Here is a 25,236-nt window from a genome sequence, read left to right on the forward strand (position 1 = left end):
CCCGGCCTCGATCAGTTCTCAAGCTCGTAGGTTGCTGTGACAAGCACTTGGACACGGTCTTTTCGAGCGCCGGGGTTTTTTGCTCGGGTGACGGTCGCGGAAAACAACGGATCAACGCGACTTCGGAACATGGTTGACCTCAAACCCTGGTGTTCCTCAACGCTGGTTTGCTCCCAGCGGCTGGAAAAATCGGAAGTTGCGAGCACGGTCTCCACGACCGGCTGCAGGTCCGCGTCGCCGCCCCCCGAGATATGGCACATAGGCAGCTGGTCAGACACCACGAGGACGTAGCCTGTTGTGGCTGTCGAGTTGATCCTCCAGTAGTGATTAGCCTGTCTCAATGCCGGCGGGGGAAGGGAAGCCTGGTCTATTTCTGCGACCAAACCCATTTTGTCTCCGAGTCCGACCGCTGACTCGAAGGGGGCAGGGCCATCAATCCAGCTGGCCGGGTTCAGCACCCATTCCTCGCATCCACGCAGCGCTCCGCTGAAGCCAGCCAGTTCCGCTTCCTGCGCCTGGGCAGGACTTGCGGTGACGATAGCAAGACCGAGGAGGAATAAGTTCCGCATCCCTTCAATCTGCTATCGGCGAGTTCCGCTGTCCACCCGTTTAAGTCGTCGGGAGGACCGCTTTTCGCCCTAGCCGGTGACGATGTGCGGGCGGGCGAGGCGGCAGCGGCAATGATTCCGGGCGTCAGCCCCATCCATCAGGCTCAGCAGCGCCGCCCGCGGGCCTGCCGCTGTTCACAACGGCGTTGTTCGCGTTCGTAGTCGCGCTGCTCACGTTCGCGTTTGGCTTTGGTTTCCTCGTCCGAGGTGGTGACGGCGTCGAAGCCGGCCCCGACCACTGATCCGGCGACCTTGGCCGTGCCGCCGATCACCGCCGCGGTCCCGCCCACGACCGCCCCGACCAGACAGCCCTGCAGCATCAGCGATCCGGCCAGAATGGCGGACAGGGCGGCGAGACGGGGGATCGATCGGGTCATATGGGCGCTCCGGGGACATCCCGTTCTGATCATGAAAGCATGAACAGAGCCTGACCCAGCCGCTAGCGGCTGTCGACCATGACCAGTTCGGCGTCGCTGCCGGCGGTGATGATGATCTCGGCCTCGTCCATGATGGCCGCGCCGTCGCGGGCGTTCAGGGGGGTGCCATTGACCTCGACCGTACCGACGGCGGGCACCAGATAGGCGCGGCGGCCGGCGGGCAGGCTGTAGCGCACGGTTTCCCCCGCGGTCAGGGTCGCACCCAGCACCCGGGCGTCGGCGTTGATGGTCAGGGCCTCGTCGGCCGGATCGCCCGAGGCCAGCACCGAGAACCGGCCGCTGCGGTCGGACTTGGGAAAGGCGCGCGCCCCCCAGCCGGGTTTCGCGCCGGGCTTGTCAGTCTCGATCCAGATCTGGAACAGGGTGGTGGTCTCGTCCTCCAGATTGGCCTCGGAGTGACGCACGCCGGTGCCCGCGCTCATCACCTGGACGTCGCCGGCTTCGGTGCGGCCCTTGTTGCCCATGGAATCCTCATGGGTGATGGCCCCGGTGCGGACATAGGTGATGATCTCCATGTCCGAATGCGGGTGGGGCGGAAAGCCCGATTGGGCGGCGATCTCGTCGTCGTTCCAGACGCGCAGCCGGCCCCAGCTCATCCGTTTGGGGTCGTAATAGTCGGCGAACGAGAAATGGTGTTTGGCGTTGAGCCAGCCGTGGTCGGCACCGCCGAGGCTGGCAAAGGGTCTGACGTCGATCATGATGCGGTCTCCCTGCGACGTCGGCGTAACAGCACCCGACGTCGGTTCGCAAACCATATAGGTAACATCTACTGTTGCGGAAGGGGGCTTCGGCGCGCATCGTCGGTTGGGCGGGAGCAAGCCTTGCCATTGCTGCGCGCGATGCCGCGGGTCGACCCCCACCAGTGCGGCACGCGGCTAAGCGTGACGCGGTCCCCAACACGGCAATCGGGGCGGGCCGGGGCACGAACGCGGTCCACCGTATCGCCTATGCGGACTGACATAACCCGGTAGGAGCCCTCTTCTGTCTCGCGCATTCCGAACCCGGTAACGACACCGACCTCCCGGCTGGTCGGTCCATTCGGAATCAGCAGGATCGCTCCGACAATCGCAGCCAGAGCGGCAAACCCCGCCATGATGCCGAGACCGACGAGGGTGTCGCGATGGTAGGTGAGCCAGACCCGGGTCGGGACTCCCTTGATCACCCCACCTGCGCCCGGTGTCGCAGCATGGCGTCGGCGAGGACGCAGGCGGCCATGGCCTCGACCACCGGGACACCGCGCAGGGCGACGCAGGGGTCATGTCGGCCCTTGGTGCGGATGTCGGTCTCGGTGCCGTCGCGGGTGATGGTCTGTCGCAGGGTCAGGATCGATGAGGTCGGCTTGAACGCTACCCGCGCCGTCAGCGGCTGGCCGGTCGAGATGCCGCCCAGCACGCCGCCGGCATGGTTGGACAGGAAGACCGGCCGGCCATCGTCACCCAGCCGCATCTCATCGGCGTTCTGCTCGCCGGTCAGTTCGGCGGAGTCGAAGCCCGCGCCGATGTCGACGCCCTTGGCCGCATTGATCGACATCAGGGCCGCCGCCAGTTCGGCGTCCAGCTTGCCATAGACCGGTGCGCCCCAGCCGGCGGGCAGGCCGGTGACCTCCAAGGCCACCACCGCCCCGATCGACGAGCCCGCCTTGCGGATGCCGTCGAGGTAGGTTTCCCACGCTGGCACGACCGTGGCCGAGGCGGCGAAGAGGGGGTTGTCATACACCGCGTCGAAGTCGACGGCCTCAGGGGCGATCCGGTGTGGACCCAGTTGCACCACACCCGCGCGGATGCGGATATCCGGGCCCAGCACCTTGCGGGCTACGGCTCCGGCGGCGACGCGCATCGCCGTCTCGCGGGCCGAGGAGCGGCCGCCGCCACGGTGGTCGCGGACGCCGTATTTGGCCTGGTAGGTGAAGTCGGCGTGGCCGGGGCGGTAGGCGCGGGCGATTTCGCCATAGTCCTTTGAGCGCGCGTCTTCATTGTCGATCTGGATGGCGATCGGCGTGCCGGTGGTGACCGGGCCGTTGCCGTCGTCGAACACGCCGGACAGGATGCGGGCCGTATCGCTCTCTTGCCGCTGGGTGACGAAGCGGCTGCCGCCGGGCTTGCGCCGGTCCAGCCACGGCTGCAGGTCGGCCTCGGTCAGGGGGATCAGGGGCGGGCAGCCGTCGATGACGCAGCCGATCGCCGGCCCGTGGCTCTCGCCCCAGGTGGTCACACGAAACAGATGGCCGAAGGTGTTGTGGGACATGGTGCCTCCGGCTTAGGCCGCCAGACGGTCCGCCGTCCAGACGCGGGTGAAACGGGCCAGCAGATCCTCGGCCGAAGAGGGAACGTCGCTGCTCGGCGTCAGGGTCACGAACAGATGGCCCCGGGTCCTGGTCCCGCGCGCGGGCAGGCCCAGGTCGCGCAGGCGCAGGCGCACCGGAGTCTGCATGTCGGCGACGATCCAGGCCTGACGGAGTCCGGCATGGGTCTCGATCTCGATGCGGCCGCCGTCTTCCAGCCGCCGCGGCGACACCGGCCAGGACATGAACAGGTCGTCGCCCATCACCGACAGGTCGTCGGTCGGGCGGATCAGCACGGCCAGATACAGGTCGGATCCGTCGACGGCTCCCCCCTTCAGCCGCAGATGTTCACCGGTGCGCAGGCCGGACGGCACGGTGACGCGCAGGGTGCGCCCCCCCAGGGTCACCCGGGTCCGGCCGCCGTTCAGGGCTTCCATCGGGGTGATGCCGACCACCGGACGGGCTGCCGGACGGGCCTCGGGGGCCGCCAGGGCGGGCCGGGGGGTGCCTTCGATCTGGATCAGACGCCAGGCGGCGATGACCCTGCGGAACCGGTCCGCATCGCCACCGGGCAGGTCCGGCCGCGCCGCCTTGACGGCGGCCCGGAAGGCCCGGGTCAGGCCCGGACCGTCCACCGGACCGGCCAGGCCCAGCAGGGCATAGGCCTGATGGATCGACGTAATCTCGGGATGGGAACGGATATGCATCTTCCCACTAGAACGCCGAACAGGGTCAACGGGCGGTTAACCGTGACCGTAGGTCGCGGCCCATTCCCGACCCCGCTGATCCACGCTAAGTCAGGGCATGACCTCACCCGTGATCCCACCCAGCCCGACCCGTGAAGAGTATGCGGCTGATTACGCCGCCGCCCTGGCCGCCAATGGTGACGACAGTATTTTCGAACGCGATGAGCCGACCGGCCTGTTCGTCGACTGGATGGCCGATGCCCGGCGGACCGAGCCGAGCGACGCCAATGCCATGACCCTGGCCACGGTGGACGCCGACGGTCTGCCGGATTGCCGCATCGTCCTGCTCAAGGACGTCGATGCCCGCGGCTTCACCTTCTATTCCAACAGCGAGAGCGCCAAGGGTGAGCAACTGGCGTCATGTCCGGCGGCCTCGCTGGTATTCCACTGGAAATCGCTGCGGCGGCAGGTGCGGGTGCGCGGGACGGTCGAACGGGTCGGCGCGGCTGAAGCCGACGCCTATTTCGCCAGCCGCGCCCGCGAGAGCCGGATCGGGGCCTGGGCTTCGGACCAGTCACGGCCGCTGGACAGTCGCGAGGCGCTGGAGGCCGCGGTGGCGCGGGAAACCGCCCGTTTTGCAGATCAGGACGTGCCGCGTCCGGAGCACTGGACCGGTTGGCGGCTGGTGCCGGACACGGTCGAGTTCTGGCGCGACCGGCCCTTTCGCCTGAATGACCGCCTTCGGTTCCAGCGGAAGGGTCAGACCTGGAGTCGCGAACGTCTCTGGCCCTGACGGAGCTAGACCCCGTACCGCGCCATGAAGGTTTCGACGGCGTCGGTGGCGATCTGGGTACAGGATCGCCGGGCCGGAAGGTCCTCGCCGGCCATCAGCGGCACGAAGAACACCGGATGTTCGACCAGGCCCATTAGCTGTCCGGCGGCCCAGGATGATTTTTCGAACTTGAGCTGGCCGCTTTCGCGCAGGGCGTCGAGGGCGCTGATCAGGGCTCCGCCGAAATCCCGCCGACCCTTTTCGAAGAAGCGGGTGGCGACGGCCTTGAAGCGGGGGCGTTCGGCCATGACCAGACTGAAAACCGAGCGCACGAACGGGTCGCTCATGAACTCCGCATAGGTCCTGGTGAAGAGCAGAAGTTGCTCCCGGGCCGGTCCTGACGCTGTCCGGACCATGCGCATCCGCTGACTGAAATCCTCGGCTGTATCGGCGATGACGGCGGCGAACAGCTGGGTCTTGCCGGGGAAATAGGCATAGAGGGTCGCGGTCGAGACGCTGGCTTCCCGGGCGATCGGTTCGATCCGGGTGGCGGCATAGCCGACGCTCAGGAATTGCTGTCGGGCATACCGGACGATGGCGTCCCGACGGACGTCGGAGGGAGGCGACTGGAGAACGGCGCTGCCGGGCATGGGACAATCAACAACTGTTTACTGCCCCTACCCTGAAGCTTGTGGCTCTTTCGGGCAAGTCTCGGGAACCGTGTTCGTGAATCGATGGTCAGTCAGGATGCCACGGGTGCAACAGTGGATGGGCCAGAACGGGGGCGACCAGCCGCACCACCGCCTGGGGATCCTCCAGCCTGACGGCGGCGGTGGCGTCGGCGACGATGAAGTCGGCCCTGACCCGGGACGGTTCGGTCAGACGTTCGTGGCCGGGTCGCACCGTGGACAGGTACTGGGCGATGACGGAATCGGCGGTGCGACCGCGTTCGGTTTGGTCGCGCAGCAGGCGGCGGATGAAACGGATGTCGGCGGGCGTGTCCACAAACACCCGGATATCGAACAGGGCTGCCAGCTCGGGCGTGCACAGGACGTGGGTCCCCTCGACCACCACCACCTCGGCGGCGGGTATGGGTTCCCCGCCCGGCTCGCGGCCGTGGTGGATGAAGGAATAGATGGGGGCGATGATGTCCTGTCCCGCCTTCAGGGCCGAGAGATCGGCGATCATCAGGGTATGGTCCCGGGCGCTGACGTCGTCGAAATCGAAGGTGGTCGGGTCAAAATCGACCAGCCCGGCGGCGTCGCGATAATAGGCGTCCTCGCGCAGCAGTACGGCGACTCCGTCAGGCAGGACCGAGACCAGTGTTTCGGCCAGGGTGCTCTTGCCGGACCCCGAACCGCCGGTAATGCCGATCAGAATACTCATGTGTGACTCCGCCTGGACCTGTCCGGATTTCTAGGGGGACCCGGACGGAAAGGCCATGTGCGATGCGCCCGGAGCTGACCTTGCGTCACGTTGCTTATCGCCAATCACCCCGATAGCGTGGGTTCAAGCGTTTCGATCAGCAGACGCAGGCGAGGGATATCGATGCTTGGATTGATGCAGGACTGGCCGTTGACGGTCGACAAGATCATCGATCATGCGAAAAATTGGCACGGTCATCGTGAGGTCGTCACCCGCTCGGTCGAGGGGCCGATTGTCCGCACCACCTACGGCCAGATTCACGATCGTTCCAAACGGGTCTCCAGCGCCCTGCTGGCCTGGGGGGTGAAGCCCGGCGACCGTATTGCCACCCTGGCCTGGAATACCGGCAACCATATGGAGGTCTGGTACGGCATCATGGGCATCGGGGCGGTGTGCCACACCCTGAACCCGCGCCTGTTTCCGGAACAGCTGATCTACATCATCAATCACGCCGAAGACCGGATGATCTTCGTCGACCTGACCTTCGTGCCCCTGCTCGAGGCGATCCTGCCGCACTGTCCCTGTGTCGAGAAGGTCATCGTCATGACCGACGAATGGCACATGCCGGCGACCAAGCTGCCCGCCGCCGAATGCTATGAGCAGGTGCTGTCCGAGGCGACCGGGGACGCAGCCTGGGGAGAGTTCGACGAACAGACCGCCTGCGGCCTCTGTTATACCTCGGGCACGACCGGCAATCCCAAGGGGGTACTGTATTCGCACCGCTCCAACTTCATCCATACGCTGCTCGGCCTGCAGGCCACGGTGCTGGGGGCCAGCCCCAGCGAGGTGATCCTGCCGGTGGTGCCGATGTTCCACGCCAACGCCTGGGGTATCGCCTTCGGCGGCCCGGGAGCGGGTTCCAAACTGGTCCTGCCCGGAGCGCAGATGGACGGGGCCTCGATCTATGAGCTGATCGAGACCGAGGGCGTGACCTTCTCGGCCGCCGTGCCGACGGTCTGGCAGGGACTGCTGGCCCATCTGCGCGAACACAATCTGAAGATCCCCACGGTCAAGCGGGTGCTGATCGGCGGCTCGGCTGTGCCCGAGAGCCTGATCCGTGCCTTCCATGATGAGTTCGACATTGAGGTGCTGCAGGGCTGGGGCATGACCGAAACCTCGCCGATCGGGACCCTGTCCAACCTGCCGCCCGAACTGGCCGCCCTGCCGTACGACGAGCAGATGAAATGGCGCGTCAAACAGGGCACGCCGCCGCTGGGCGTCGAGCTCAAGCTCAAGAACTACGCCGGTCAGGAGATGCCGCACGACGGGCATACCTACGGCCGTCTGATGATCAAGGGCCCGACGATCGCGGGAGCCTATTTCAAGGATGAGGGCGGAAGTATCCTGGATTCCGAGGGCTTCTTCGACACCGGTGACGTCTCGACCATCGACGAACAGGGCTTCATGCAGATCACCGACCGCGCCAAGGACGTGATCAAGTCTGGCGGTGAGTGGATCAGCTCGATCGAGATCGAGAACATCGCCGTCGGCCACCCCAAGGTCGAGCTGGCTGCCGTGATCGGCGCGGCCCATCCCAAATGGGACGAGCGTCCGGTGCTGTTGATCAAGCTCAAGCCCGGCCAGAGCCAGAACAAGCAGGAACACCTCGACTTCCTGCAGGGCAAGATCGCCAAATGGTGGACGCCTGACGATGTGGTCTTCGTCGACGATATTCCGCTGGGGGCCACCGGCAAGATCGACAAGAAGGGGCTGCGCGAGCAGATGAAGGACTATCGTCTGCCCGGCGCGGGCTGACGCGGGGAGGGCACCACCATGGCCGGATCTGACAGACGGGCGCGGCAATCCCCGCGGGCCATGATGCGCTGGCTGGCGCTGGCCGCGGTGGCGGCTCCGCTGCTGGTGTTCGTCGCCGTTCTGGGAACCCGGTTCGGCTTGTGGTCGCAGGATGTGGGCCGCGACCTTCTGGCTCTGCAGATTGGGCGCTGGGTGGCGCTGGCAGGCCTGGCCGCGGGGACCCTGGCCGTGGTTCTGGCCTTCCGGGACCTGCGGCGGCTGGGACTCATGGCCCTGACTACCCTGTTGATCGCGGCGGGGACGGTCGGTGTGATGTTGCACCAGCAGGCCCGGCTGGCCATGGTGTCGCCGCTTGATGCCACCACCAATGCCGAAGACCCGCCGGGCTTTATTCCTGAAACCTTCGCCCTGCGGACGGCTGCGCAGGCCCCGAATGCGCCGCAGACCTGTGCCGGGCTGGACTCCGTTCCGCGCCAGATCCGCGCCGGGACGGCAACGACGGCGCTGGAGGACGCGGGCTTCCAGGTGAGCAAGGCCGGGCTGTTCCAGTCCGAGGGCGTGCACGCGGGCTTCTGGTTCGGCCTGCGCCATGACGCCGTGATCCGGATTCGTCCGGGCCGTACCGATGTTCGTGTCTCGGCCCGCGACAGCCGCCCCCAGGGCGACGCCGCCTGCCGGTTGGCCGCGAAGATCGTCGCCGGGCTTCAGGCCGGGTCGTAGGTCGCGCCCAGCGCCGGTCCCGGTCCGGCGGCCACCCGCCCCTCGCTGACCAATTTCTCCAGATGGGCCAGAACTGACAGGCTGGCCGCCGGCCACAGTCGTGGGTCCACGGCCGCATAGAGGATCGGCACCATGGCGGCGATGGTGCGGTCACCTGCCTGTAATCGATCCAGGATCTGCTGTTCGCGCGCGATTCGATGGGCGCGATAGGCAGCCAGGAAGGGGCCCGGATCGGTGACCGGCGCGCCATGGGTCGGCCACAGGGTCGTGAAGTTCCGGGCGATGACCGCGTCCAGACTCTTTATATAGGCGACCATGCTGCCGTCCGGCGGGGCCACCACCGTGGTCGACCAGCCCATCACATGGTCGCCGCTGAACAGGGCGTTCTCCTCGCGTAGGACGAAGGTCAGGTGGTTCGAGGCGTGGCCCGGCGTGGCCAGGGTTTCCAGCGTCCAGTCGTCGCCGGCCACGACCTCGCCGTCGGCCAGGATCTGGTCGGGCTGGAAGTCGTCGTCATCATCCTCTTCAATCGCCACCGCCGTATCGTGCGATCCCACCAAGGGCGCGGCGGCCAGAATCGTTGCCCCGGTCGCTTCGGCCAGGGGACGAGCCAGCGGCGCGTGGTCCAGATGGGTATGGGTCACCAGAATATGGCTGACGGTCTGGCCCTCGACCGTGCGTAACAGGGCCTGCAGATGAGCGTCGTCGGCCGGACCCGGGTCGATCACCGCCACGCGCGCCCCCGGGTCGGGTCGGCCGACGATATAGGTTCCGGTCCCGGTGAAGGTGAACGGGCCCGGATTGTCGGCGATCACCCGCCGGATCAGCGGTGAGACCCGGTCCGCACGGCCATAGGCAAAGTCGAACTGGCGGACGAACGGGATCAAGGCGCGCTCCAAGACCGGCAAGGCTTCCGGTGCCGGTGGCGGCCCGACCCTTGCGTTAATCTCTCGTAAATCTGTTCGGGAGTGCCTGTCATGGCCGTTTCCATAGCCTTGGCTGTATCAAATCGGCTTCTGCCGGTCGCCGCGGCCCTGTTGTGTCTCATGGCGACGCAACTGGTTGCGGCCTCCTGCACGCCCGAGCCCGTGCCCTATGCCACGCGCGTCATGATCCAGCGCTAGAGAGTAGAGCGGTCCCCCGCGCCTACTGCCGACGCACCCGGACCGAACGGCTGTCGCCGACGACCAGCAGGAAACTGCCCAGCGCCGCGCTGCGCACAGTCACCGGTGGATTGCCGCGGTTGCGGAAGCTGACATAGGCCGTGTCGATCTGCTGCCAGACGCTGCCGTCGGTCAGGGTGAAGGTCCAGCGGCCCTCCCAGTTCTCGGTCGCGCTGGCCAGGGTTGATTCGATCGACGTCACTGATTCGGGCTGCCCGTTGCGCTCGAACAGATTCGGCAGGGACGGTAGATGGAATCCGAAATTCTCGCGGCGGGCGGTGCTGATCTGGTTGCGATCGACGACCACGACGTCCCCCTGGCGTTCCGCCGTGTCCAGCGCGCCGGCGGCGACGTCAAAGCAGCTCAGGCGCGCCGCGGGATCGCCGAGGGAGCGACAGGCGACCAGCTCGGCCAGCAGGCCCGCCCGCTCGCCGGCAGGGCCGCCGACCCCCGTCTGGGCAGGCTGGGCGGCGACTTGCGTGGCGGCTGACAGGCTCAGGATCGCGACAGTCGAGAGGCGGATAAGGATCGGTCGGGTCATGGCTGGGGCGCTCGAGAGCACGCGGGACGCGCGCGCCCCCTCTTTATGCATGAACATGATCCTGCTCGCCAGAGATCGCCCGCTGCGCGAACGTGGCCGGAATACGACAGTCCGGGGGCAAGTTTGTTACGGATGTGCAATTGTAGTGGCCTAAATGGGGGCGAAGCGCATAGTTTGCCTCGAACTGCGGTGTATGTGTCGCCACGGTGAACTGTAGATCATGTCTGTCATTTCGGCTCTGAGGCCCACCGGTCCGACGTCGAATCCCAGGAGGAACAAGCTTTGAAAGCTCACACCATCCGCCAGCAGTTGCTGGCAACCACCATCATCGGCGGCCTCGTCGCATTCGCCGCGCCCGTAATGGCGCAGACGCAGCCGGCCGCCTCCCAGGTTGAGGATGTCGTCGTCACCGGTTCGCGTATCGTCCGTCAGGACTTCACCGCGATCAGCCCGGTCACTACCGTCGGTCAGGAGCAGCTCGAGCTGACCCAGACCCTTACGGTCGAGTCGCTTCTCAACGAGCTGCCCCAGGTCGTTCCGGGTAACATGCGCACCTCGAACAACTCGGGCGGCGAAGACTTCGCCACCATCGACCTGCGCGGCCTCGGTGCAAACCGTAACCTCGTGCTGGTCAACGGCGAGCGCATCCCCGGGTCCTCGACCTCGGGTACGGTCGACCTGAACACCATCCCCGCCTCGCTGGTGCAGCGCGTCGAAGTGGTGACCGGTGGTGCCTCGGCCGTTTACGGTTCGGACGCCATCTCGGGCGTGGTCAACTTCATCCTGAAGGACAACTACGAAGGTGCCGAGATGTCGGTGACCTACGGTTCTTCGTGGAACGGCGACGCGCCGGAAGTGGAAGTCAACGGCCTGATGGGCGGCAATTTCGCCAACGGTCGTGGCAACATGACCGCCTACGCCGCCTACTATAACCGTGGTTCGGCCAGCCAGGGTGATTTCGACTTCTCGCGGACCTCGGGCGCGCTTTGCTCGAACCGTCCTGACTTTGAAGAAGCCTATGTCTGCGACACGGCGGCTGAAGCCGCTGCCGCTGCCGCTGCCGGCGGTGGTGTACTGTTCTCGGGTGGTTCGGCGACGCCGGCCTGGGGCTGGATCGCTAACTCTACTGCCAACCCGTTCAACCCCGCGGCTCTCAATGCCAACCCGCTGACTGCGGGCCAGTTCGCCAGCTACGATCACGACTGTAACCCGGCGACGCCGAATGTGGCCTATGGGTCGAGCTCCAACCGCAACCTGTCGTTCAACGACGCCGGCTCGCTCGAGCCCCGCAACGTTGCGGGCGCCTGCGGTGTTCCGGATCGTGCCGCAGGGTCCTCGCGCTACAACTATGCGCCGGACAATTTCCTGATCATCCCGGCCGAGCGTGTCAACTTCACCACCATCGGCACCTACGACTTCTCCGACACCCTGCGGGCCAAGGTTCACCTGAACTACGTCAACAGCACCTCGCAGGTTCAACTGGCTCCGACGCCGGCGACCGGTCTGACCGTTTCGCTGACCCCGGCCATGCAGGCGCTGATCTCGACCGGCCACCCGGATCTGTGGGCTGCCCTGCAGTCGCGTCCGACCCCGCTTGCTTCGTTCGGCATCAACCGTCGTATGAACGAAGTCGGTACCCGCAACGCGTTTAACGAGAACAACTCGTTCTACCTTTTGACGACGCTTGAAGGTGAGTTCAGCCCCGCCTGGGACTGGAGCCTGACCGCTTCGTTCGGCTCGAACAAGTTCGACAGCCGTGCCGAAAACAGCGTCAATGCGACCGCTCTGTCGCAAGGCCTCGCCGGCTGCCAGGACGCCACCAGCGGCCTTTCGCTCGGTGTCAACGCCCTGCCGGGTTGCGTACCGATCGATCTGTTCGGTGCAGGCACCATGACCGCCGCCATGCAGTCGTTCGTCCGCGTCAACACCTTCTCCGCCACTGACGTGGAAGAGACGCGGATCGCCGGCTTCACCCGCGGTAACCTGCTCCAGCTTCCCGCTGGTCCGGTCGCGACGGTCTTCGGTTTCGAATATCGTGAAACCTCTGCCCAGTTCCGCGTCGACAACGAACAGCGTACCGGTAACATCTTCGGCTTCAACGCGACCCAGGACCAGGCCGGCGCGGTCAATGTTCAAGAGCTCTACACCGAAATCTCGGTGCCGCTGCTCGCGGACCTGCCCTACGCCAGCTACCTCGGCCTCGAGCTGGGCCTGCGTTACTCGGACTACTCCTCGATCGGTAAAGTCTGGACCAGCAAGGTCGGTCTGGAATTTGCGCCGGTTGACTGGCTCCGTTTCCGCGCCGTCTACAACGAAGCCACGCGGGCTCCGAACGTGTTCGAACTGTTCCAGAACGGTGACCAGGGTTTCCCGGGCTACATCGATCCCTGTAACGGTGCGACCGGCCCGGCTGCTGCGTTCTGCTCGACCCAAACCGGTGGTGCTATCCTGCCTGCTTCCTGGGCCACCTTTAACCAGAGCAACTCCCAGGTCGAAGCCTTCGCCTTCGGTAACCCGAACCTCCTGCCGGAAAACGCCCAGACCTTTACGGCTGGTTTCGTGGCCCAGCCGGACTTCCTGCCGATCGGCAAGCTGAGCCTGGCGGTGGATTACTACGACATCAAAATCACCGATGTTATCCGGTCGTTTGGTGCCCAGTTCTTCATCAACGATTGCTACACGAACAACGTCGCCGCTTCCTGCGCCCGCGTCGTTCGTGATCCGGCCAACGGCCAGGTCGACTACGTGAACACCTCGCGTGGCAACCAGGGTGAACTCGCCACCAACGGTGTCGACCTGACCATGGAATACTCGGTTGATCTCACCGATCTCGGCCTCGCCGGCCGTCTGCGGATCAGTGAACTGGCCAGCTTCGTGGACTCGTACACGATCAACGGCTCCGAGTTTGTCGGCACCACCAGTGCCGGTATCGGTGGCGCGACGTTCGACTTCAAGAACACTCTGACCGCGTTCTATGATATCAACGACTGGACCTTCATGACGCGCTGGAGCTACCTGCCCAAGCTGTCTGATGATCCGGGCTTCGGCTTCACCATCACGCCTTACCAGCCGGTCGCTTCCTATATCGACATGTCCGCACGTTGGAACGTGACCGATGCAGTCGCGATCTCGGCCTTCGTCGGTAACGTGCTGGACGAGCAGCCGCCGCAAACGCTGAACGGCATCTTCTCGCAGGGCAACACCGACCCGCAGGTCTATCGTGTCCTGGGTCGTACGTTCTCCCTGAACGCACGGATGCGCTTCTAGATCTCGATCTGGAACTCAAGACTGAGGGCGGCGGGGGAAACCCCGCCGCCTTTTTTCTTGGGCGATTGGTGTCAGGAACGGGCCGGCGTCCCGAAGGCCCCTTCGGACCGGGGCATATGATTCGCCCGTCCGGACGGGCCGTCACGGGTGGGCCGCCACGGACGGCGGCTATCTTCCCTGGTGTTCCGATGTGACGCTCTGGTCAGCGCAGTTTGCGACCGGTGAAGCTTGCCCGATGTCGATCCACTGGCGCGAACATCCGCCCTCCGGGGCAGCCCGAGACGGCAACTTTCGTCGCGAAAACATAAAAACCGTAAACGTTCAACCGTGGCTGGAATGCGACAATACGGGGGCAAGTTTGTTACGGACGCGTAATTCTTATGGCGGAAGCTTGTTTGGCATGGGTACGGTCCCTGGGTACGGGCAGGGGGCATGTTTCGGGACTCAAGTGATTCCCGGATTCATTCGGCGGGCAGCCGTTTCCCATCGACCTGATGCCGTAATGACCAGGAGGAATGTATTTTGAGAACTCAAATGATCAAGCAACGACTGTTGCAGTCGACCATGATCGGTGGCGCGGCCCTGATGGCCCTGGCCGCCGTCCCGGCGTTGACGCTGGTTGTTGCGCCGACGAGCGCCTTTGCGCAGTCGCAAACGGGTACCCTGACCATCGGCATCACCGGAACGGAAGGCCAGCCGCTGTCCGGTGCCACCGTGACCGTCAGTTCGCCGGACAGTCTGGTATCAAAGACCGCCGTGACCGACGCATCGGGCCGCGCCCGCCTGTCGGGCCTGGATCCCTCGACCAACTATTCGGTTCAGGTGGTCGCCCCCGGCTACGCCGACTTCACCGCCGATGACGTCGCGGTGGTCAGTGGCCGGGATCTCAGCCTGCGTTACGCCCTGGGCCGTACGACCGGCGGCGCGACGTCCGTGGCCGATGTGGTTGTTACCGGTCGTTCGCTGGCCGCCGTGGACACGACCTCGGCGACCGTCAGTACGACGCTGACGCTGGAAACGGTCGAATCACTGCCGACCGGCCGTAATTATCAGAGCTACCTGCAGCTGGTCCCGGGCGTGAAGCCCAGCGACGGCAACCCCTCGTCGCGCTCGGGCGTCAACTATTCCGACGTCGGCGGCCGGATCGGTACCTCGACCGACAACGTCTACTACCTCGACGGCGTGGACGTTACGGACCCGGCCACCGGTACTTTCGGCTCCAACTTCAACTCCGAGATCATTCAGGAACAACAGGTTATCGTCGGCGGCGTGCCGGCGGAATACGCCGGTGGTTCGGGCCTGATCTCGCGGGTGGTGACCAAGTCGGGCGGTAATGAATGGCACGGTTCGCTCAACTACTACCTCCAGAACGACAGTCTGGTCGCTACCGACGATCACAACACGTCCGGTGGCTTTTCGACCTATGACTCCGCCTTCACCCTGGGTGGGCCGATCCTGAGAGATCGGCTGTGGATCTTCGGTTCGTATCAGAAGAAGCACCGCGAGGATGAAGTTCTGGACGGCACCACCGGTGCCCTGCTGCGCTCGGTTACGAACGACGCCGAATATTCGTTCGCCAAGGCCACCTGGCAGGTCACCAACGACGACCGTCTGTCGGTCAGCTGGTTCAGTGACCCGACCGAAATCAGCGGCTCGTCCTCCCCGACCACTCTGAACAATCGTGACTCGCGTCAGATTCAGGGTGGCGACAACTACAAGGTCGATTATTCGCACACCTGGGGCGACCTGCTGGTCAACGCCTACTGGTTCCAGCATGGGGGCGAAGTGTCGCGCCTGGCTGCCGATCAGTCGGTCCGTAACACCGTTGCCTATCGCGGTCCGGGCTCCACTCTCGCCCAACGCTCCCTTGGCGGTGCCGGCTCCAATCTCGAAACTCACCGCGATCGCGAGGAATACGGTGCCAATTTCGAGTATTTCCTCGACAGCAGCTTCGGCACCCACACGATCAAGGCGGGTTATACGAACACGAGCAACACCTACGGTGAGAATGGCACGGTCCCGGGTGGGGCAACCTTCACCTCGATCGCCTTGGCGAATTCAGGTGCCACCTTCGCCGACTTCACCAGCTCGGTCGGTGGCTGGACGACCCGGCCGTTCGCTCAAGGAGACCAAGCCCGCATTCAGGCTGCCATCCTGGCCAGCCCGACGGCTACGGCTGCGGTGGATACCAACCTCAACGGCATTATTGAAGCCAGCGAAGTTGACGCGATCACCTTCTCCAGCACTGCTGGAAATCCCAACGGCATGGTGAACGCCTCTCGCAACGTGGAAGCGGTGCAGGGCGCATACCAAGTCCGGAGTGAAGGCCAGGCCGTTTATCTGCAAGACACCTGGACGCTGGACCAGTTGACCATCAACGCGGGTCTCCGTGCCGAGAAGTGGGAGCATTTTGCTTCTGACGACTCGAAAGTCGCGACTTTTGACTGGGATGTGGCTCCCCGCCTGAGCGTGGTCTATGACCTGTTCAACGATGGTCGCAGCAAGGTCTTCGGTTTCGCCGGTCGCTATTATGATCCGGTCCGGAACAACATGTCCGACTTCGCCGGGGCCCTGACGGGTCCGGTCACTAACGAGCAGATCAATGTCTACGGGGAATGGCTCACCTACCGCGTGCGCGGTGGAGCCACGACGCCGGACGCCCTGTTCGCGCCGACCACCAAGACCCCGTACACCGATGAATATATGCTCGGCTATTCGACCACTTTCGGTTCGAGTATCGGTTTGTCGGCCTCAGTGACCCACCGCGCGACCCGGGACATTCTCGAAGACTTCGATCTGGCCCTGTATTCGGACCCGAACGCGACCGCGGCGGATGGAGCTGATGGCTACGCCTTCCCCGGCTCGCCGTTCTACATCCCGCTTTCGTATTTCGGTTACGACACGACCCCGAACTCGAACTATGTCATCGGCACTCTGCCCGGTGCCAAGCGGGACTATACGGGCTTTGAAATCACCCTGACGAAGTACAAGGTCGATAACTGGTTCGGGCAAGTCTCGTATACCCACAACGCGGCCAAGGGTAACTCGAACTCGGACAGCAACGCCGACTTCCAGGGCGACTGGATCGCGCTCGATCCCCGGGCGCCGAACCTGTACGCCAAACAGCCGGGCAACATTGAGCACCAGTTTAAGGCTTACGGTGCCTATGATTTCGATTTCGGTCTGCAGGTCGCCGGTGTGTTTAACTGGAACAGCGGGGCGCTCTATACCCCGTCGCAGGTGATCTACGGTCGTTATTTCGCGCCGATGGACGCGCCTTATGAGTACAATGGCGTGACCGACACCTATCTGTCGCCGGGCTTCATTGGTTCGGAGACGACTCCGTCGTACTTCACGCTCGACATGCGCTTTAAATATGAGCACCAGCTGCCGATCGGGAACGCGGAATTCTTCCTCGACGTCTTTAACATTCTTAACAAGCAAAGCCCGACGTCTGTGCAGAAGCTGCTCGCCGGTGACGGTGTGTACGCCTACCAGGAAGCGAATGACTGGGTCGCGCCGCGTCGCGCTTACCTTGGCGTACGCTTCTCGTTCTGATCTGGAGTTCACCTCTTGATCAAATCAATGCCGGCGCGAAAGCGTCGGCATTTTTTTGTGCCTCTCCGTGGGGGTGTGGTGCCGTGAAATGGCCATAGACGGGCGGCAAGCGGGACGACAGTTTGGTTTCGCCTGACAGACCCATAAGGATTGCCCATGCTTGTCGCTTTTCTCGCCGTCGCCGCGCTCGGGTTCGGGGGGCAGGATCCCGACGGTCTCGTGGTGACGAATGCGGCTCCGCTCGAGAGCGCCGATACCGTGCGCTATCGCGAGGCTGTGGCCTATGCCAATCCGATGCCGCGCGGCGCGCCGACGGCCGACTATCCGCTGGTGGCCTGGTGCGACGCCCTGGTGTCGGGCCATGTCGCTATCGGCGAGAGCCTGACCAATGCCGATCCGCTGGATCTCGACATCATCCGTCTGGGCAAGCTGGAGGCGGCGGACTTCCGCGCCGCGCTGAGCACGGCCGCGCCGCGCCAGACTGCCGCGACCCGGGCCGCTGCCCGCGCCGCTGCCGCCGAGGCCACGGCTCGCTGGGCCCCGCTGATGGTTCAGGACGAAGCCGTGCGCAGTCAGGCCTTTGGTCTCTTCTTCGGTCTGCCGGGCCGTTGCGAGCACGCGGCGCGTCGAATCCGCGAGGGGATCACGACCCCGCCGGCCACCCCGGCCGACGTCGGGCTGGAAGATCCCGTCAGCTGATGAGGATGAGGGTCGGCCTCAACCCGCCGGATCGTAGTTGAGGATCGGCGACAGCCAGCGTTCGGCGGTCGCCAGGTCCCAGCCCTTGCGCCGGGCATAGTCCTCGACCTGATCGCGATCGATCTTGCCGACGCCGAAATAGTGGCTTTCGGCATGGCCGAAATACAGGCCCGAGACCGAGGCCGGGGGCGTCATGGCGAAGCTCTCGGTCAGGGCCATACCGGCGTTGTCCTCGGCCTGCAGCAGACGGAACAGGGTGGCTTTTTCCGTGTGATCGGGCTGGGCCGGATAGCCGGGAGCCGGACGAATGCCCTGATATTTCTCGGCAATCAGGTCATCGACGCTCAGCGCCTCGTCCGCAGCATGACCCCACAGTTCGGTGCGGACCCGCTTGTGCAGGGCCTCGGCAAAGGCCTCGGCCAGCCGGTCGGCCAGTGAGGTCGCGAGGATCGATGAATAGTCGTCCCCGGCGTCCTTGAACCGTTTGGCCACCTCCAGCTCGCCGTGACCGGCGGTGACGGCGAAGGCACCGATATAGTCGTTGCCGTCTTCAGCGACGAAGTCGGACAGGGCCAGATTGGGCTTGCCGTTCGACTTCTTGATCTGCTGGCGCAGGGTGTGGAAGCGGGCGATCTCGTCACTGCGGCTCTCGTCGGCATAGACGGCGATGTCGTCACCGTCGGCGTTGGCGGGCCAGAAGCCGACCACGCCCTTCGCCGTGAACCATTTCTCGTCGATGATCCGCTTCAGCATGGCCTGGGCGTCGGCGAACAGGTCGGTCGCGGCGGTGCCGACGATCTCGTCCTCGAGGATCATCGGATAGCGGCCGATCAGCTCCCAGCTGGCGAAGAAGGGGGTCCAGTCGATGTGGTCGGCCAGATCCTGCAGATCCCAGTTGTCGAAAGCGCGAACGCCGAGGAAGGACGGCGCGCCCGGCAGGGGCGTGGCCGGATCGGGCCGGAAGCGGTTGGCGCGGGCGGCGGGCAGGGTGGCGCGCGCCTTGACCTCCTGGCCCCGGGCATATTGTTCGCGGATACGGACATAGTCCTCGCGCGTGACGGCCTCGTTCTTCGCCCGGTCGTCCTTTGACAGCAGGCCGGCGACCACGCCGACGGCGCGGCTGGCATCGACGACATAGGTCGTTGACCCGGCCTTGTAGCCCGGCTCGACCTTGACGGCCGTATGGGTGCGGCTGGTGGTGGCCCCGCCGATCAGCAGGGGGATGTCGAAACCGCGCCGCTCCATCTCACGCGCCACGAACACCATCTCGTCCAGCGACGGGGTGATCAGGCCCGACAGGCCGACGATGTCGACCTTGTGCTCAACGGCGGCGTCGAGAATCCGGTCGGCCGGGACCATGACCCCGAGGTCGATGACCTCGTAGTTGTTACACTGCAGCACGACACCGACGATGTTCTTGCCGATGTCGTGGACGTCGCCCTTGACCGTGGCCATCAGGATCCGGCCCGCCTGTTCGCGCGGCTTGCCGGCCTTTTCGGCCTCCATGAAGGGCTCGAGGTGGGCGACCGCCTGCTTCATCACCCGGGCCGACTTGACCACCTGGGGCAGGAACATCTTGCCCGCGCCGAACAGGTCACCGACCACATTCATCCCGTCCATCAACGGGCCCTCGATCACATGCAGCGGGCGTTCGACCGATAGCCGGGCCTCTTCGGTGTCCTCGACGATCCAGTCGGTGATGCCGTTGACCAGGGCGTGTTCGATGCGCTTGCCGACGGGGCCGTCGCGCCATTTCAGATCGACGACCCGGGCCACGCCCTTGTCGCCCTTGTAGTTGGGGGCGATGTCGACCAGCCGCTCGGTGTTGGAGACATTGGTCCGCTGGGGCCGGTTGAGGATCACATCCTCGACCGCCTCGCGCAGGGTTGGATCGATGTCGGTATAGACCGGCAGGTCGCCGGCGTTGACGATGCCCATGTCCATGCCCGCCTGGATGGCGTGGTACAGGAAGACCGAATGGATCGCCCGGCGCACCGGCTCATTGCCGCGGAAGCTGAACGAGACGTTCGACACCCCGCCCGAGACCCGGGCCCAGGGCAGGGTCGCCTTGATCACCTTGGTCGCCTCGATGAAATCGACGGCATAGTTGTCGTGTTCCTCGATCCCCGTCGCCACCGCGAAGATGTTGGGATCGAAGATGATATCCTCGGGCGGGAAACCGACCTCGTCGACGAGGATGCGATAGGCGCGGGTGCAGATCTCGATCTTGCGCGCGGCGGTGTCGGCCTGGCCCTGTTCGTCAAAGGCCATAACCACCACGGCGGCCCCGTAACGCAGGCATTTGACCGCCTGCTGCCGGAACTCGGCCTCGCCCGCCTTCATCGAGATCGAATTGACGATCGGCTTGCCCTGGACGCATTTCAGGCCCGCCTCGATCACCTCCCATTTGGAGCTGTCGATCATCACCGGCACCCGGGCGATGTCCGGCTCGGCCGCGATCAGATTGAGGAAGGTGACCATGGCGGCCTGCGAGTCGAGCAGGCCCTCGTCCATGTTGATGTCGATGACCGAGGCCCCGGCCTCGACTTGCTGCCGCGCCACCGACAGGGCGGCCGGGTAGTCGCCGTCGATGATCAGCTTCTTGAATTTGGCCGAGCCGGTGACGTTGGTCCGCTCGCCGACGTTGATAAAGGTGGGACGCATCAGGTGACCTTGTCGAAGCGATGACCGAGGATGGAATAGAGGTATCGCTGTCGATAGGTACGTCGGGGCCGAAGCTCAGCTGCGAACGCGCTGGCTTGAATTCCGAATTCGTCAGGGTGGTATACCGCGAGCGTCAGAAGTGCGTCTTGGCAACCTTGGGCGTACCACGCGCGCGCGCGGTCGGTGATCTCGGGACCGTCCCCGTAAATCATCGCGTCGTAAGCCTGCCAGTAGATCGTGTTCAGCCCCGCACCCCACATCGCGGCCTGCGCAATCCAGCGATCGAAATACCAACAGGCGTCGCAGTCTATTGACGGTGACCCTCCGTCCTTCGCCTCAAAGAATGTGAGTGCCGCGCGCATGCCGATGTCCGCGTCACCGACCTCGCCCACATCAAGGGCCTCAGCGTAGAGTCGCGAGGCGGCGACCATATCATCGGCCTCCTCTGCTGAGGCGGCCTGCGTCAGTAGCGCCGACATCACGCCACCAACTCGAACGGTTCCAGCCCCGACAGCCGCATGGCCACCGGCCGTTCCGGGATCGCGCGTGTCGGCAGTTTGGCCACCACTTCGGCCGTGTGGCGGATGTGATCCGGCGTGGTGCCGCAGCAGCCGCCGACGATGTTGACCAGACCGGAGGCGGCCCATTCCTCGAGGAAATGGGCGGTCTGGTGGGCTTCCTCGTCATACTGGCCCATGGCATTGGGCAGACCGGCGTTGGGATAGGCGGCGACCAGGGTGTCGGCCACCCGGCTCAGTTCGGCGATGAAGGGCCGCATCAGGTCGGCGCCGAGGGCGCAGTTGAAGCCGACGGCGAACGGTTTGGCGTGGCGCACGCTGTTCCAGAAGGCCTCGGCCGTCTGGCCCGACAGGGTGCGTCCCGAGCGGTCGGTGATGGTGCCCGAAATCCAGATCGGCAGGGCCTCCATTCCCTCGTCCTCAAGGTCCTTGATGGCCTTGATCGCCGCCTTGCAGTTCAGCGTGTCGGTGATGGTTTCGATCAGATACAGGTCGACACCGCCCTCGTTCAGGGCCTGCACCTGATGGCGATAGGCGTCATAGACCTGATCGAAGGTGACCAGCCGCGCGCCAGGGTCGTTCACGTCCGACGACATCGACAGCATCTTGTTCAGCGGCCCGATCGACCCGGCGGCGAAGCGCGGCTTGTGCGGCTCCTTCTCCGTCCAGCGGTCGGCAGCGGCGCGGGCCAGTTTGGCCCCCTCCAGATTGATGTCCCACACCGACCGGGCGTCCAGTTTGTAGTCGTCCTGGGCGATGACGGTGGCGCTGAAGGTGTTGGTCTCGCTGATGTCGGCCCCGGCGGCAAAATACTGGTCGTGCAGGTCGGCGATGACGTCGGGCCGGGTCAGGCACAGGATGTCGTTATTGCCCTTCATCTGGCCCGTGTGGGCGGTGAAGCGGTCGCCGCGGAAATCCTCTTCGGACAGGTTCTGACGCTGGATCATCACGCCCCAGGCTCCGTCGAGGACGAGGATGCGGGCCTTGGCGGCGGCATGCAGGGCGGCGATGCGGTCGGCACGGGTCATGTCGACACCATCCTTCCCCCCTCGCGGGGGAAGGTGTCAGGCAGCGCCTGACGGATGGGGGGTCTTTTGGTTGCGCGACGGGTCGGGGTGTCGCGGGCGAACAGCGGCCCCCATCCGACTCGCTGCGCGAGCCACCTTCCCCCGTGAAGGGGGAAGGAAGGGGATGTGGACGTCATTGGGTTTTCTCCCGCACGCCCAGAACCCGACAGATCGCATAGACGAGATCGGCGCGGTTCAGGGTGTAGAAATGGAAGTCGGCGAAGTCTTCTTCCTGCAGCCGGGCGCAGGTTTCGGCGGCGACCGAGGCGGCCAGCAGCTTGCGGGTCTCGGGGTCGTCGTCGAGGCCATCGAAATGGCTGGCCAGCCAGGCGGGGACGGCAGTGCCGCAGCTGGCGCTCATGCGCTGCAGGGCCGCGAAATTGGACACGGGCATGATGCCGGGGATCAGAGGGATGGTGATTCCGGCGGCGCGGATCCGGTCGCGGAAGCGCAGGAAGGCGTCGATGTCGAAGAAGAACTGGCTGACGGCCCGTGTCGCCCCGGCGTCGATCTTGGCCTTCAGCACATCGATGTCGTGGTCAATCGACGGGCTTTCCGGGTGTTTCTCGGGATAGGCCCCGACGGTGATCTCGAAGCCACCGACCTGGCTGATGGCCCGGGCCAGTTCGGTCGCATTGGCATAGCCATCGGCGCGCGGTTGATAAGCACCGCCGATGCCGCCGGCGCTTTCGTGCCCGCCAGGCGGGTCGCCGCGCAGGGCCACGATGTGATCCACCCCGATGGCCTTGTAGCCCGCAATCACCTCATCAACCTCGTCGCGGCTGGCCTCGACACAGGTCAGATGGGCCGCCGGACGCAGGCTGGTCTCGGTGATCATGCGCTGGACCGTGCGATGGGTGCGCTCGCGGGTCGAGCCGCCGGCCCCGTAGGTGACCGAGACAAAAGCCGGGTTTAGCGGTTCCAGCCGGCGCACGGCCTTCCACAGGGTGGCCTCGGCCTCATCCGACTTGGGCGGGAAAAATTCGAACGAGACCCGCACGGGACTGTCGTTCTGACCGGCGCGGGCCACCGGCCCCAGCGGGGACAGCAGCAAGGCGCGGGCTTCAGAGAGGGTAGCCATCAGGCGACTTTCCTTTTGGCCCTTGCGGCGCGCACCGCGGTCCAGATGGTTACGGTCAGACCCGCCGATTCAGGGGGCAGGGCGATGGAGTCAGAGGGTTCGAGTCCGGCGTCGACGATCCAGTCCCGGATCTCCGCGTCATTAAAGCCCAGGCGCCGATGCTGGTGCTGCTCGCGCAGCTGTTCCATCTCGTGTGGGGCGAAATCGATGATCAGTAATTTACCGCCGGGGGCCACCAGACGCGCGGCCTCGGTCACGGCAGCGGCAGGGTCGGCGAGGTAGTGCAACACCTGGTGCACCACGACCAGATCGGCACTCTGTTGCGGCAAGCGGGTGGCGAAGATGTCGCCGTGACGCAATTCGACCTTGTCCAGCCCGGACCGTGCCACGTTGCTGCGGGCGATGTTCAGCATGCTCTGGCTCAGGTCGAGGCCGATCGACATCCTGGCTTTTCGGCCCAGCAGGGTCAGCATCCTGCCCGAACCGGTACCCAGATCGACGACCCGGTCGAAGGGACCCGGGCCCGCGGCACGCTCGATCGCGGCCTCGACCGCATTTTCAGAAATGTAGAGAGAGCGCAGGTGATCCCACTGGGGCGCGACCTGTTCGAAATAGGCGGCCGCGTCGGTTTCGCGCTGACGGTGAACGGCATTCAGGCGGGCGTGGTCGCCTTCACCAGCCTCATCTGCCAGCAAATTCAGCATCGTATCCACCAGCAGGCGGGCGTCGGGGTCCGACGACTGGCGGTAAAAGACGCGTGCGCCGTCGGGGAAACGTTCGATTAGTCCGGCCTCGGTCATCAGTTTCAGATGGCGCGAGACCCGGGGCTGACTCTGATCCAGGATGCGTGACAGCTCCATCACCGACAGCTCCTCACCGGCCAGCAGCGACAGCACGCGCAGGCGGGTCGGCTCCCCGGCGGCGCGCAAAATGTCTACGATCTGGTCAGCGGTCAGTGTCATGGGTCCCTGCTTACAGGCAATCATATAAAGATATCCTTATATGACCGCGCAAGGAAATTCCGTGCGTTGGTTTTTTGCGGGTGACCGCTAGTCCGGGACCGGTGACTTCAGGGGCTCTTCGGCAAAGGAAGCCTGCAGGTTCTGGAGCAGCAGCATCAGCATGCCCTGGACCCCTTCGGTCGTGGCCCCGGCTGTATGCGGGGTCAGCACAGTATTGGGCACATTGGCCCAGCGGGCGGCGTCGGTGGGCTCCTGCTCGAAGACGTCCAGAGCCGCCTGGCCCAGCCGTCCTGTGTGCAGGGCCTCGATCATCGCCGTTTCATCGACCAGCTGACCGCGGGCGACGTTGACCAGCAGGCCATCGGGACCGAGCGCATCAATGATTTCGCGTGAGATCAGGCCCCGGTTGCTGTCATCGGCCTTGCAGGCCACGACCAGCACATCACTGTCGCGGGCCAGCTCCAGCAGGGAAGAGGCGCGCGGCCAGTCGGCGGGCTTGTCGCGCGGTCCCCACCACTGGATGGGCATGCGCAGGGAAACAAGACGGCGGGCCACGGCCTGACCAATCAAACCCAGACCGACGATGCCGACCCGTTGACCCTTGAGCGATGGCGTGATGGTCCGGGTATCGGCGACCCAGCCGCCGGTACGCAATTGCCGGTCCCCGGCCACGATCTGGCGGCGCGCGGCCAGGATCAGTCCCACCGCGTGGTCGGCGACGTCTTCGTGATTGACGCCGGGGGCGTGGGTCACCGGCAGGCCGCGGGCGCGGCACCAGTCGATATCGATGCCGTCATAGCCCGAGGTGAAACAGGCCAGCAGCTGCAGGTTAGGCAGGCTCTCGATCAGGTGTTTGTCCAGCGGATATTCGCCGGCCACGATCATGGCCCGGATATCGTCGCGGGCCTCGACCGGCGGGCCTTCCCAAAAGCGGTATACCGTATAGGTCGCCTCAAGGAAGGAGGTCAGCGGTGCCAGGTGCCGCTGCATGATCAGGATGGCGGGGCGGTGGGTCATGGAGCGATCCTACAC

22 protein-coding genes are annotated in these 25,236 nt (G+C 65.0%); 7 read left to right on the forward strand and 15 right to left on the reverse strand.

Annotation, left to right across the window (positions count from 1 at the left end):
* Positions 1-11: 11 nt before the first annotated feature.
* The 5 genes from AAC050_RS10605 to AAC050_RS10625 form a co-directional block, all read right to left on the reverse strand.
* The gene (locus AAC050_RS10605; RefSeq protein WP_339915053.1) at positions 12-569 is read right to left on the reverse strand and encodes a hypothetical protein; all 558 of its coding nucleotides are present in this window, start codon (positions 567-569) and stop codon (positions 12-14) included.
* Positions 570-712: 143 nt separating this feature from the next.
* The gene (locus AAC050_RS10610; RefSeq protein WP_339915054.1) at positions 713-985 is read right to left on the reverse strand and encodes a hypothetical protein; all 273 of its coding nucleotides are present in this window, start codon (positions 983-985) and stop codon (positions 713-715) included.
* A gap of 62 nt (positions 986-1,047) precedes the next feature.
* Positions 1,048-1,743, reverse strand: a complete 696-nt coding sequence (locus tag AAC050_RS10615; RefSeq protein ID WP_339915055.1) for a pirin family protein — start codon at positions 1,741-1,743, stop codon at positions 1,048-1,050.
* Between the two features lie 460 nt (positions 1,744-2,203).
* Positions 2,204-3,289: a chorismate synthase gene (gene aroC / locus AAC050_RS10620; protein ID WP_339915056.1), complete on the reverse strand. Its 1,086-nt coding sequence runs from the start codon at positions 3,287-3,289 to the stop codon at positions 2,204-2,206.
* A gap of 12 nt (positions 3,290-3,301) precedes the next feature.
* Positions 3,302-4,033 (reverse strand): DnaJ C-terminal domain-containing protein, encoded by a 732-nt coding sequence (locus AAC050_RS10625; RefSeq protein ID WP_339915057.1) that lies wholly within the window; start codon positions 4,031-4,033, stop codon positions 3,302-3,304.
* A gap of 97 nt (positions 4,034-4,130) precedes the next feature.
* Between AAC050_RS10625 and pdxH the strand changes: the two genes are divergently transcribed.
* Positions 4,131-4,805, forward strand: coding sequence for a pyridoxamine 5'-phosphate oxidase (pdxH, locus tag AAC050_RS10630; protein WP_339915058.1), 675 nt, complete (start codon positions 4,131-4,133; stop codon positions 4,803-4,805).
* A 5-nt stretch (positions 4,806-4,810) separates the two neighbouring features.
* On the opposite strand, the gene AAC050_RS10635 is transcribed toward pdxH, so the two are convergent.
* Both AAC050_RS10635 and udk read right to left on the reverse strand, forming a co-directional pair.
* Positions 4,811-5,434 (reverse strand): TetR/AcrR family transcriptional regulator, encoded by a 624-nt coding sequence (locus AAC050_RS10635; protein ID WP_339915059.1) that lies wholly within the window; start codon positions 5,432-5,434, stop codon positions 4,811-4,813.
* 88 nt (positions 5,435-5,522) lie between these two features.
* Positions 5,523-6,170, reverse strand: a complete 648-nt coding sequence (gene udk, locus AAC050_RS10640; protein WP_339915060.1) for a uridine kinase — start codon at positions 6,168-6,170, stop codon at positions 5,523-5,525.
* Between the two features lie 162 nt (positions 6,171-6,332).
* Between udk and AAC050_RS10645 the strand changes: the two genes are divergently transcribed.
* On the forward strand, positions 6,333-7,964 hold the full coding sequence (locus AAC050_RS10645) for a long-chain-fatty-acid--CoA ligase (protein WP_339915061.1): 1,632 nt from the start codon (positions 6,333-6,335) through the stop codon (positions 7,962-7,964).
* 18 nt (positions 7,965-7,982) lie between these two features.
* Positions 7,983-8,684 (forward strand): hypothetical protein, encoded by a 702-nt coding sequence (locus tag AAC050_RS10650; protein WP_339915062.1) that lies wholly within the window; start codon positions 7,983-7,985, stop codon positions 8,682-8,684.
* On the opposite strand, the gene AAC050_RS10655 is transcribed toward AAC050_RS10650, so the two are convergent.
* The gene (locus tag AAC050_RS10655) at positions 8,669-9,571 is read right to left on the reverse strand and encodes an MBL fold metallo-hydrolase (protein WP_339915063.1); all 903 of its coding nucleotides are present in this window, start codon (positions 9,569-9,571) and stop codon (positions 8,669-8,671) included. The two genes, AAC050_RS10650 and AAC050_RS10655, sit on opposite strands and share 16 nt — an antisense overlap.
* 90 nt (positions 9,572-9,661) lie before the next feature.
* Between AAC050_RS10655 and AAC050_RS10660 the strand changes: the two genes are divergently transcribed.
* Positions 9,662-9,808, forward strand: coding sequence for a hypothetical protein (locus AAC050_RS10660; protein WP_339915064.1), 147 nt, complete (start codon positions 9,662-9,664; stop codon positions 9,806-9,808).
* Between the two features lie 22 nt (positions 9,809-9,830).
* Here the strand turns inward: AAC050_RS10660 and AAC050_RS10665 are convergent, their stop codons facing one another.
* On the reverse strand, positions 9,831-10,388 hold the full coding sequence (locus tag AAC050_RS10665; RefSeq protein ID WP_339915065.1) for a hypothetical protein: 558 nt from the start codon (positions 10,386-10,388) through the stop codon (positions 9,831-9,833).
* A 282-nt stretch (positions 10,389-10,670) separates the two neighbouring features.
* On the opposite strand from AAC050_RS10665, the gene AAC050_RS10670 reads away from it, so the two are divergent.
* The 3 genes from AAC050_RS10670 (at position 10,671) to AAC050_RS10680 (ending at position 17,912) form a co-directional block, all read left to right on the forward strand.
* A complete protein-coding gene (locus AAC050_RS10670) occupies positions 10,671-13,655 on the forward strand; it encodes a TonB-dependent receptor (protein ID WP_339915066.1) in 2,985 nt (994 codons plus the stop codon).
* Positions 13,656-14,189: 534 nt separating this feature from the next.
* Positions 14,190-17,213, forward strand: coding sequence for a TonB-dependent receptor (locus tag AAC050_RS10675; RefSeq protein ID WP_339915067.1), 3,024 nt, complete (start codon positions 14,190-14,192; stop codon positions 17,211-17,213).
* A gap of 156 nt (positions 17,214-17,369) precedes the next feature.
* Complete coding sequence (locus AAC050_RS10680) at positions 17,370-17,912, forward strand: hypothetical protein (RefSeq protein WP_339915068.1); 543 nt, start codon at positions 17,370-17,372, stop codon at positions 17,910-17,912.
* An 18-nt stretch (positions 17,913-17,930) separates the two neighbouring features.
* Here the strand turns inward: AAC050_RS10680 and metH are convergent, their stop codons facing one another.
* The 6 genes from metH to AAC050_RS10710 all read right to left on the reverse strand — a co-directional run bounded on the left by metH (position 17,931) and on the right by AAC050_RS10710 (position 25,221).
* On the reverse strand, positions 17,931-20,576 hold the full coding sequence (gene metH / locus AAC050_RS10685; protein WP_339915069.1) for a methionine synthase: 2,646 nt from the start codon (positions 20,574-20,576) through the stop codon (positions 17,931-17,933).
* Positions 20,576-21,055: a hypothetical protein gene (locus AAC050_RS10690; protein ID WP_339915070.1), complete on the reverse strand. Its 480-nt coding sequence runs from the start codon at positions 21,053-21,055 to the stop codon at positions 20,576-20,578. Before AAC050_RS10690 ends, metH begins: the two co-directional genes overlap by 1 nt.
* Positions 21,055-22,122, reverse strand: coding sequence for a homocysteine S-methyltransferase family protein (locus tag AAC050_RS10695; protein WP_339915071.1), 1,068 nt, complete (start codon positions 22,120-22,122; stop codon positions 21,055-21,057). Before AAC050_RS10695 ends, AAC050_RS10690 begins: the two co-directional genes overlap by 1 nt.
* 172 nt (positions 22,123-22,294) lie before the next feature.
* Positions 22,295-23,242: a methylenetetrahydrofolate reductase [NAD(P)H] gene (gene metF / locus AAC050_RS10700; RefSeq protein WP_339915072.1), complete on the reverse strand. Its 948-nt coding sequence runs from the start codon at positions 23,240-23,242 to the stop codon at positions 22,295-22,297.
* Entirely contained in the window at positions 23,242-24,204 is a 963-nt protein-coding gene (locus AAC050_RS10705; RefSeq protein ID WP_339915073.1) for a metalloregulator ArsR/SmtB family transcription factor, read from the reverse strand. Before AAC050_RS10705 ends, metF begins: the two co-directional genes overlap by 1 nt.
* Positions 24,205-24,291: 87 nt before the next feature.
* A complete protein-coding gene (locus tag AAC050_RS10710) occupies positions 24,292-25,221 on the reverse strand; it encodes a 2-hydroxyacid dehydrogenase (RefSeq protein WP_339915074.1) in 930 nt (309 codons plus the stop codon).
* Between the last annotated feature and the right edge of the window lie 15 nt (positions 25,222-25,236).

This window comes from uncultured Brevundimonas sp., assembly GCF_963974615.1.
Lineage (GTDB): Bacteria > Pseudomonadota > Alphaproteobacteria > Caulobacterales > Caulobacteraceae > Brevundimonas.

Excerpts from the sequence above, each read along its gene's own strand:
- AAC050_RS10675 (WP_339915067.1), top strand. The coding sequence starts at position 14,190 with ATGATCAAGCAACGACTGTTGCAGTCGACCATGATCGGTGGCGCGGCC.
- pdxH (WP_339915058.1), top strand. The coding sequence starts at position 4,131 with ATGACCTCACCCGTGATCCCACCCAGCCCGACCCGTGAAGAGTATGCG.
- udk (WP_339915060.1), bottom strand. The coding sequence starts at position 6,170 with ATGAGTATTCTGATCGGCATTACCGGCGGTTCGGGGTCCGGCAAGAGC.
- AAC050_RS10635 (WP_339915059.1), bottom strand. The coding sequence starts at position 5,434 with ATGCCCGGCAGCGCCGTTCTCCAGTCGCCTCCCTCCGACGTCCGTCGG.
- AAC050_RS10615 (WP_339915055.1), bottom strand. The coding sequence starts at position 1,743 with ATGATCGACGTCAGACCCTTTGCCAGCCTCGGCGGTGCCGACCACGGC.
- AAC050_RS10610 (WP_339915054.1), bottom strand. The coding sequence starts at position 985 with ATGACCCGATCGATCCCCCGTCTCGCCGCCCTGTCCGCCATTCTGGCC.
- AAC050_RS10665 (WP_339915065.1), bottom strand. The coding sequence starts at position 10,388 with ATGACCCGACCGATCCTTATCCGCCTCTCGACTGTCGCGATCCTGAGC.
- metF (WP_339915072.1), bottom strand. The coding sequence starts at position 23,242 with ATGGCTACCCTCTCTGAAGCCCGCGCCTTGCTGCTGTCCCCGCTGGGG.
- AAC050_RS10650 (WP_339915062.1), top strand. The coding sequence starts at position 7,983 with ATGGCCGGATCTGACAGACGGGCGCGGCAATCCCCGCGGGCCATGATG.
- metH (WP_339915069.1), bottom strand. The coding sequence starts at position 20,576 with ATGCGTCCCACCTTTATCAACGTCGGCGAGCGGACCAACGTCACCGGC.
- AAC050_RS10710 (WP_339915074.1), bottom strand. The coding sequence starts at position 25,221 with ATGACCCACCGCCCCGCCATCCTGATCATGCAGCGGCACCTGGCACCG.
- AAC050_RS10660 (WP_339915064.1), top strand. The coding sequence starts at position 9,662 with ATGGCCGTTTCCATAGCCTTGGCTGTATCAAATCGGCTTCTGCCGGTC.
- AAC050_RS10705 (WP_339915073.1), bottom strand. The coding sequence starts at position 24,204 with ATGACACTGACCGCTGACCAGATCGTAGACATTTTGCGCGCCGCCGGG.
- aroC (WP_339915056.1), bottom strand. The coding sequence starts at position 3,289 with ATGTCCCACAACACCTTCGGCCATCTGTTTCGTGTGACCACCTGGGGC.
- AAC050_RS10680 (WP_339915068.1), top strand. The coding sequence starts at position 17,370 with ATGCTTGTCGCTTTTCTCGCCGTCGCCGCGCTCGGGTTCGGGGGGCAG.
- AAC050_RS10645 (WP_339915061.1), top strand. The coding sequence starts at position 6,333 with ATGCTTGGATTGATGCAGGACTGGCCGTTGACGGTCGACAAGATCATC.
- AAC050_RS10695 (WP_339915071.1), bottom strand. The coding sequence starts at position 22,122 with ATGACCCGTGCCGACCGCATCGCCGCCCTGCATGCCGCCGCCAAGGCC.
- AAC050_RS10605 (WP_339915053.1), bottom strand. The coding sequence starts at position 569 with ATGCGGAACTTATTCCTCCTCGGTCTTGCTATCGTCACCGCAAGTCCT.
- AAC050_RS10625 (WP_339915057.1), bottom strand. The coding sequence starts at position 4,033 with ATGCATATCCGTTCCCATCCCGAGATTACGTCGATCCATCAGGCCTAT.
- AAC050_RS10690 (WP_339915070.1), bottom strand. The coding sequence starts at position 21,055 with ATGTCGGCGCTACTGACGCAGGCCGCCTCAGCAGAGGAGGCCGATGAT.